This window comes from Vibrio genomosp. F10 str. ZF-129, assembly GCF_000287055.2.
Taxonomy (GTDB): domain Bacteria; phylum Pseudomonadota; class Gammaproteobacteria; order Enterobacterales; family Vibrionaceae; genus Vibrio.
On sequence record NZ_AJYQ02000069.1, the window covers coordinates 1 to 8,411 of the forward strand.

At 35.7% G+C, this 8,411-nt stretch carries 7 protein-coding genes; all 7 read left to right on the forward strand.

Going from position 1 to position 8,411, the window contains the following annotated elements; translation table 11 throughout:
* The first annotated feature begins 362 nt into the window (after positions 1-362).
* The 7 genes from A1QO_RS07145 to A1QO_RS07175 all read left to right on the forward strand — a co-directional run bounded on the left by A1QO_RS07145 (position 363) and on the right by A1QO_RS07175 (position 8,361).
* The gene (locus A1QO_RS07145; RefSeq protein ID WP_017040951.1) at positions 363-1,583 is read left to right on the forward strand and encodes a hypothetical protein; all 1,221 of its coding nucleotides are present in this window, start codon (positions 363-365) and stop codon (positions 1,581-1,583) included.
* Complete coding sequence (locus A1QO_RS07150) at positions 1,573-3,048, forward strand: hypothetical protein (protein WP_017040952.1); 1,476 nt, start codon at positions 1,573-1,575, stop codon at positions 3,046-3,048. Before A1QO_RS07145 ends, A1QO_RS07150 begins: the two co-directional genes overlap by 11 nt.
* 8 nt (positions 3,049-3,056) lie before the next feature.
* The gene (locus A1QO_RS07155; protein ID WP_141707120.1) at positions 3,057-4,286 is read left to right on the forward strand and encodes a hypothetical protein; all 1,230 of its coding nucleotides are present in this window, start codon (positions 3,057-3,059) and stop codon (positions 4,284-4,286) included.
* Entirely contained in the window at positions 4,267-4,932 is a 666-nt protein-coding gene (locus tag A1QO_RS07160) for a hypothetical protein (protein ID WP_017040954.1), read from the forward strand. Before A1QO_RS07155 ends, A1QO_RS07160 begins: the two co-directional genes overlap by 20 nt.
* Before the next feature lie 13 nt (positions 4,933-4,945).
* Positions 4,946-6,637 (forward strand): GspE/PulE family protein, encoded by a 1,692-nt coding sequence (locus A1QO_RS07165; protein ID WP_158006773.1) that lies wholly within the window; start codon positions 4,946-4,948, stop codon positions 6,635-6,637.
* A gap of 21 nt (positions 6,638-6,658) precedes the next feature.
* Positions 6,659-7,726 carry a hypothetical protein gene (locus tag A1QO_RS07170; protein ID WP_017040956.1) on the forward strand — a complete coding sequence of 356 codons (1,068 nt, stop codon included), beginning with the start codon at positions 6,659-6,661 and terminating at the stop codon, positions 7,724-7,726.
* Between the two features lie 101 nt (positions 7,727-7,827).
* The gene (locus A1QO_RS07175; protein ID WP_017040957.1) at positions 7,828-8,361 is read left to right on the forward strand and encodes a prepilin-type N-terminal cleavage/methylation domain-containing protein; all 534 of its coding nucleotides are present in this window, start codon (positions 7,828-7,830) and stop codon (positions 8,359-8,361) included.
* Positions 8,362-8,411 lie beyond the last annotated feature (50 nt).

The following is an 8,411-nucleotide window of genomic DNA, read 5'->3' on the forward strand; positions in this document are numbered from 1 at the left end:
TTTACCCGATGGGTAAAAATCAAATCGGACTATCTCATTTACCCGATGGATGATATTAAGCCAAGCATAGTCCTGAAATTTTTATGCATTTTGAAGTCTGATATTCCGAGTAAACTTGAATAGGTAGTGATAACAAAATTTAGCATCCCCCCTCGCAAGACAATACTTTTTAAGTTGGGTAATTCTTCTATATGAAGATCGTTTGGAATTAAAAAAAAAGAAACCAAAGTTTCAAATTCTGATTTGCCTTTTAGCAAATCAGGTTCAAGTTGAACGCCGCCCAATTTAACCTACAAATAATTCAAATCTTTTGAAACAAATGATCTAATAGTAATTATCTAAGCCAAAGGATTGAGTTACAAATGATGATGAATAGACTTAACTGTTTGTTGGTAATTGGTGCATTGATAGGCCTGACTGGTTGTGTAACTACTGAAGAACAAATTGACACATACCAAGTAGAACGTGGATCATTGAAACTACAAACCAAATTATTTAGTGAAAAATATGGGATTGACACTATTGCGTATCACAGAGCAATAAGCCCTGGAGATGACTACACGATAATTTATCCCAAAGACATTGTATCACCTGAGTTCGATCTGCAGCTCGCATTACAACAAATGTATGACGGAAGTCCTTACATACCAGTACTTGATAATAATGTACTGAGAGTGTATCCAATGACTACAAAACACACTCCCTTGGCTGGAAACCACAATACTCAGTTAACTGTTAATACATCCAAGACAAGAAAGGTAGATGCTGCACCAGTTAAATCAAGTAACTTGGAGGGTACTGAACTAAGTAGATCGGCTAGAAACACAAAGGTTGGAAACCAAAAACCAACGGATTTTGAAAAATCTAATGCGGAAGTTTCACAGCATGATGTTTCCAATTCAAAAATAGAATATAAAGCCGATACTAAAATAGCTAAAAAGGGAAAAGCTCAAGATGAAGCACCTTATTCTGAATCAGAAAAAGTATCTTCATCAAAACCACCAATGAAAGTTTATACAGTCTATTCAGGACAAAGTTACCGAGATACTTTGGCAAATTGGTTAAAGGAGTATGAAATAGATAATGTACTCTTTGCCACTGGACCTCTTCTTGGGGACAGACTGAAGCGACCGGAAATGCAGAACTTGCAATATAAGGCATCTAATGAAACCGATATCTTTAACTTATTGAACCAGCAGCTAACTAAGGAAGACCCATCGTTCTCCTTTAAGGTGCGAATTTCTGAATATAAGGATTCAAAGATCGCTATTGTACATCAGTTTTCGTCAGCGAATGTTAGTATTTTTGAATTAGAGCAAGGCTCATTAAAATCTAATGCTTTTAGAATGGCAAAAAAATTCGATTATGAAATTTTAGACGACGATTCAGAGTTTCGTTCTTGGAATATTGATAATGACCCTCAAGTGCAATCTTCAACATTAACTGTTGTGCCAGATAATGTCCGTCTAGCTTACGGTGTATTATTTAACAAATACAACGCTAAGGCACTGCTACTTGACTCATCAAATACTGCTTTCTTCGTTCCTCGTTCACAATATAAGGTAAATACAAATGCAAAATAATATTACAAAATTTGCAATTATTTTGATGTGTATTCTTCTTCAAGCTTGCGGCTTTAATGCGTATAAAGCTCATGGTGAAAAGGCAAAGCAAACAAAAGAAGATATTGATGATGTAATGCAGTTTTTATATTCAACTAATGCAGCAGAATATATTGATGAGCCTCCATCATTTCTCAGACCTAAACATATTGAAAATAGACCGTATTGGTTAACCAAGAAAGATGTAGATTTAAATATTCCTAAAAAGGCGGAACTATCAATATTGATGGCTCGTATCCGTGAATCAATTGATATTTATCCTCTTTATCAAGATGGGACCTCAACAACGCAAGTATCATTAAGTGTAGAGAATGCGTCCTTGCATTACATTCTTGAATCTATAAGTGCTCAAACAGATTTACATTACGAGATTCATGATAGAAACATCGTGTGGTCTAAAAATCAAAGTAAGACATTCCACTTACAAAGTTTACCAGGGACACGAAAGTTTGGAATGGGTACTGGGGAGGCATCGTCAGGAAGTGACGGAACGTCTGAAGATTCAACGAGCGGTAAAATTAAATCTGGAATTGAAGATTATGCTCAGTTATCAAATGAAGGTATGGAGTTCATTACTTCGATCTCTAAAGGTGTTCAGGAAATAATAGGAGAAGAATTCAGTGTTCTAACTAACAAACATTCAACCAGCTTGACTGTCATTGCTCCTCCTTCAAAAGTTCGATTGGTTGAGAAATATGTAAACCAAGAAAATGATGATTTAAATAAGCAAGCTATTCTAATGGTGAAGATTCTTAATTTTCAATCTAAGAATTCAAATTCATCAGGTGTTGATTGGAACCTAGTGAAAACAGCGACAAATGGGACGGCGTCATTAGGAAACTCTTTCGTCAATTCAATTGAAACCGGCTCATTTCTTAAATTTGCGCCTACTTTTGGCGGATTGGACGGAAGTGAAATTTTAGTCTCTGCTCTTCAACAGCAGGGTAAGGTCTCTGTATCAAATGAATTACCAATTGCGTTATTAAACTACCGACCTTCAAGGTTTAAATATAATGACAGTACCTCATTTGTATCAAATATAAGTAATACTGAATCCAACGAAACTGGTCAATTGAGAACTGAGTTAGAGAAGGATATTGCAGAAGATGGATATACAATGTATGCACTTGGTAAAATTTTGGATGATAATATTCTTTTACAATTGTCATCTGAATTGTCGGCCCTAAAGGATTTCGATGAAACACAAGTTGATGGTATTACTATTAAGTCACCTCAGTATACACAGTCACTATTTGCGCAAACTAATTCAATAAAGTTTGGCGAAACACTAATCGCGAATGCATTTATTCAATCTCATTCTAATGAATCTGAAACTTCAATGTTTAAAGTACCATGGTTGGGCGGTAACAGTGGTGAAACTACTACTAATCAAACAATCGTACTGATTACTCCTGCAAAGATTTAGGTTTAGCTATGGAAAGAATAAATTCAAATATTCAGTCAGGAAGTCTTAATCGCACCAAGAAGGCAATGCTGAAGCTGTTACCATCAGATGTTGATCACGTAAGGTTTTTTGAAGCATCAAAAAAATTGGTTCTATGTTATTCAAAAGATCCTGGAGACACAATTGCTTATGGTGAAGGTTATGTTGAGATAATCCGCCAACAGCATGATATTGATTCCTTTATGTTCATTAGTGAGAAATCACCAAATGAAAAGAAGCATTGGTTCATTGTATGTTGTGACGGCATTATTGAATCATGCCGTAAAGTAGAGTCTGCTCAAGAAATAAATCTCATGATTGTTTCTAATATGAAACGAGCTCCCAATTTAGTTTTGCCTGAAAACGACATATCCACTTTTATTATTGGTAATAATAGTGTTGAAAATAGGATTGATGTTTTAAAGTTGATTGGTTCAGTAAGCGATATAGAAGCTTCGATTAAAGATACTCATCAATTATTATCTCTAAGTCAGGTGAAAAATTCGATCAGTCACTCTGATGCAAAAAAAATTGGGACATTAGGTCTTTCATTACTAAGTGTATTCGTACTCGTTCTTTTTACTTTTAATTTTATTAGACCAACAGTGATTGAAAAAACTGAAACTATCAGAGCTGACAATCTTGATTATGAAACTCTTCATATAGGAACACCGCTCGTTGCAGTATTGAAAGATGCCTTAGAGTTAAGAAGTACGTTAGACCAAATAAACGGTATCCAAATAGATCGAACCGTATTTGAAAAGAATGAATTGAAGACTTATTACATTGATTCAGAGTTCATATCTACAAAAACAGCCCAAAATATTGGTAGTAGGGTTTCAACCATAGACTGGCACCTATCAAACAAGCCATATTTTACACTTAACGAAATGACACCCTATCACGATGTGATTGCTTGGCATAAGCAACATACTTCGAATGCTATCAATGTATACGTAGACTTAGAAACTGCATTGACTTCAATACCGTCTACAGAACTATCCATTACAAGTATCCGTGATGTAAAAGGGCATACAGTAATTAATGCTCAGTTGACCGGAAGTTCTTGGGTGGACAGCGACTTTTCATTTTTAAGAGGAATTACGGCACTGGCTCCAATATATGCTGGGACAATTACGCTTTTAAATGAAAATGAATCTACAAAAGTAAGTATGAAACTTAAAATAGTGGGAGATAACCATGAACATCGCAGCAAATAAGACAAGAATTTTTGTTTACTCATGCTTGATTGTAGGCCTATGCTTTTATTTTGGAAAGTCATACTTGCCAGATATGTCATCAATTTTTATGCCAAACATCATTAAAGAAGAGACCGTTTTTATACAGGCACCGCCTAAGGAAATGCCAGTTCCTAAACTTATGCAAGAAGCTGCCAATGAAATCGTTAATGCCGATCCTAAACTTGGTAAACTACAAAGTTTAAGGAAAGAAATTTCAATCAAAGCTGACATACTTAATGACGCTAATCAGCATGGCATACTTGTTGAGTTTGATAATGAATATCACCAACAATCAGGTCAGCAAGTAGGTGCTCAAGCTGTAGTTCAAGTGGATCATTTACCTAAACATGATTTTGGTTATAAGGCCGACACTGACGCAATTGACGTAGACCAAGGTATTGAGATTCACCTACCTGAAACTATTCCTACACAGCTTGAAAATTTGAAATTGTATATGACTTATAAAAAAGAAAATATGCGAACTGTGATTCTTCAATCTGATGATGGTGAACTGTGGAACCCTGGTGAAAACCTTAGTTTTAGAAATATGAAGGTCCGTAGTATTGGTCCGAAAGAGATATGTATATCTGAGTCTAATGCTTCTCGATGCATTCCTCTTACATAATTGGGTGCACAATATGTTAAAAAATAATGATAGCAAAACTTTAGAATCAGACATTCAAAAGGTCAACTCATTAAAAGAGTTGAGTTCTTATCTTGAACTAGAGTTTGTCGACAGTATTGGTACGGCAGATTTAACTAATAATAGTACTTTAGTGTCTGTAATGACTGATGATGAAACCATCGTTATCAATGAAGCAGGAACTATTTTTACTTGTGACTTAGAGAATCATCGAATTTCGGAATACTTGGGAATATGTAAGGAAGTATTCAAGAATGTTCCTGTGCTAAAAGTTACCTCACCTGCTGAAATCGAGTCTTTCAGGAACATAAAACTTGAAGGCCATATTGAATCGACAGAACTTACTGAAAATGAAGAAAATCTCGCAGCGGAAATTCTCACGGATATGCTTACTTATGCAAATGCTAAAGGTGCTTCAGATATACATATCCGTCTCGGTAAAGATGGTCTTCAGTATCAATTACGGGAGAATGGTCACTTAATATCACACACTGAAAGAAATGAATCATATTCTAGGGGACGTCAAGCACTTATTTATGTTTGTTATAAGGCTAAAGATAGTTTAAATGGACAGAATGACTTAAGTAAAATACTTAATGGGGCATTTGAGAATACGATTGAAGATGAGAAATTTAGACTTCGAGTAAGTTTCCAGCCCTTGTATGAAGGTTTTAAAACGGATTTCAATTCAACTGAAGCAACAATTAGATTATTGAGACCTGTAAGCGAACAAGTCGAAACGTTAGAAGACCTAAATATTCCTTCTCATCTTATAAGAGCATTAGAGCGATCGATACTGTTGAAGAATGGAGCAATTCTTATTGGTGGCCCTACGGGTTCAGGCAAGACTGCTTTAGCGCATGCCATACTGAATCTTGTAAAAGAAGGCCGAAAAATTAATACCCTTGAAGATCCGGTCGAAATTATTAATCCTCGATATCGTCATTCTGAAGTATACCCAGATAATCCAGATGCGAACATGGTTAAAAATCTTAAGAACATGCTTAGGCAGGATGGTGATGTAGTTCTTGTCGGTGAAATTCGGGACGAGATTACAGCTACTACGGCAGCGCAAGTTGCACTTAATGGACATTTGTTAATCTCAACTTTGCACGTTTCAGCAGTAGAAGAGATATATTCTTACTTAACAAGATTCTTGAACCTAAAGCCGATACAAGTATCAAATCCTTCATTTAGTACATTATGGATGTGTCAACGGCTAGCCAGCACAACTTGCAGTCATTGCTCTATACAGTATTCAGACGAACCTGATTCAATGAGAAAATCAATTGCAAAAGATGTTGCAACAACTCATAACTTTCAACCGGAATTAGTGAGATTTCGTAACGAACTAGGTTGTGAACATTGCAGTACAAAAGGTGCATTAGGTCTAAGTAGTAGGTTACCAGTAATTGAATATATAGAGATAGATTCTGGATGTAGGAAATTTATTCAAGATGAGGATATTCAAGGCTTAAGAAAATACTTGCTAAATAATAACTGGCAACCTATGGCTAACCACGCTGCGCATCTTATCAAGCAGGGGTTGCTAGATCCAGAAATCGCAACTCAAGAAGTTGGTGCAATTGGTAGTACTAGTGGTGAATTCACTGTCAAGTATTTTAGCCATGAAGAGGAATCTTTGAATGGTACTTTTGACCAAAAATATTTACCTCAAAAGAATTAGGTTGAGAAAAAGATGATTGGAATGAAAAAAATAAGTCATTCACTATTTAATTTCATTAATGATTTTAGAAACTCTTCACGCCTGAAAAGGAAACAGCAACTTGCTATTTTAAAAGAGTGGAGATTATTAGCTGATATTCAAACCTTACCTGATATATGCCGTACAAAGAAAGAAGGTCAAACTGACCCTAATATAGAATCATTTTGGATTGAGTTTGAATCACAAGTAAGAAGGGTGGAAGATTTTAAGGTCCTGAGTAAATATTTTGATGAGCGTATTGCAGATATATTAATTAGTGCAATAGGCAAAAGTGCGATTACAGATGCATTGGATATTTGTATTGAATCTTTTGACAAGTCTAGTGGCAATGTAACCCGTGATATCCACATGAGAATGATAAAGGTTGTCATTTATTTATTGTTTGCTGGATCCGTTTGTATAGTTCATCTTTCAAGTTTTGAAAATGTACTTGAAACTTTAGAGATATATGAACTTCAAGCAGCTTCACAGATGGGGTATTACATTTCAAGATTTGTCGTTCAGTATGGCCTGTATTTTGTAGGAGTTTACATAGCATTTATTGCCGTTATTGAGATTTCCTTTAAGTTATGGGTCAGTGAAGAAAGAACAATGCTTTCTCATTCTAATTACCTCTATAAAATTTATAGATATAAGTCGATTGGTTTTATAGTTAATCAAATATCACTATACAGAAAAACAGGTGTAGTCTTGCATGATATTTTACCAAAGCTGACAACAACTTCGTGTAACTATACATCCAGTCTTTTATCTAAAGCATCAAAATTGAGTAAGAAAGGCATCACACCTTACGAAGCATTATGCCAAGTGAGCTTATTTGATGCTGAAGAAACTAAACTTATAAGAGACACCCTGTCAAACAGTAATGATAAGGAGCACCTTTGTTTGAACGCACTCATTAGTACATATGAGTATAAGTATGATACGGCTATTCAAAAAACTTCTAGAATTTATTCAACAGTATGTTGGGTCATGACTGGTGTGATCTTTGTTATTCCTTTTATCGGTGAAAGGTTTGCACAGTTTTCTCTCGCGGCCTCACAATTTTAGCCCTGATTCGATTTTGCTGAAAACGCCGCCTAAAAAGGAGAATTTTTATACCCAGTTCTACGCATCTCTCATGTATAAATATTAATGCATAATGATATTCTATGGAAAAGGTGTTTAAGATGAGAAATGGTAAGATTAATAAAACTCCAAGGAGAAATAAACAGGGGGGATTTACTCTCATAGAGCTCATGGTTGTAGTTGCTGTTATTGGCATTTTAACCTTGTATTTTAACCAAAGCCAAAATCCTGCTGAGACTTCAGCGAGGGCTACACAACAAGTTGATATTCTAAAAGGCTTAAAAGCAGTCGGTATGCAGTACAGGGCAAATAAGAGTAGTTATGTCACTGCAAGTATGGCCAATTTTTGTGCAGAAACAACGATCCCGAGACAGGTGTGCGGTCCTGGTAATAACGGCTTACAAACAAACACATATGGCGGTAACTATGTTATTGACCCTGTTGCAGGAAATCCAGGCCGTTGGCAGGTTCAAGTTACTAACATACCTTCTGGAGATGAAATTTTAGTTGGAAATGGAATCGCTGCAGTTACTGCAGATCCGACTTGTACAGAAGGTGCCAACGGATGTTCAACCGTAATATTGGGAAATGGTACCGTCACGGCGATTTTTAATTAATGAGTAAGAACTCAGGGATGGCATTATGGCAGTTAATTTCTTTAACTGCC

What these genes read in the sequence shown, in the direction of transcription:
- A1QO_RS07175 (WP_017040957.1), top strand. Translation starts at nt 7,828, where the DNA reads ATGGAAAAGGTGTTTAAGATGAGAAATGGTAAGATTAATAAAACTCCA.
- A1QO_RS07160 (WP_017040954.1), top strand. Translation starts at nt 4,267, where the DNA reads ATGAACATCGCAGCAAATAAGACAAGAATTTTTGTTTACTCATGCTTG.
- A1QO_RS07150 (WP_017040952.1), top strand. Translation starts at nt 1,573, where the DNA reads ATGCAAAATAATATTACAAAATTTGCAATTATTTTGATGTGTATTCTT.
- A1QO_RS07155 (WP_141707120.1), top strand. Translation starts at nt 3,057, where the DNA reads ATGGAAAGAATAAATTCAAATATTCAGTCAGGAAGTCTTAATCGCACC.
- A1QO_RS07145 (WP_017040951.1), top strand. Translation starts at nt 363, where the DNA reads ATGATGATGAATAGACTTAACTGTTTGTTGGTAATTGGTGCATTGATA.
- A1QO_RS07165 (WP_158006773.1), top strand. Translation starts at nt 4,946, where the DNA reads ATGTTAAAAAATAATGATAGCAAAACTTTAGAATCAGACATTCAAAAG.
- A1QO_RS07170 (WP_017040956.1), top strand. Translation starts at nt 6,659, where the DNA reads ATGAAAAAAATAAGTCATTCACTATTTAATTTCATTAATGATTTTAGA.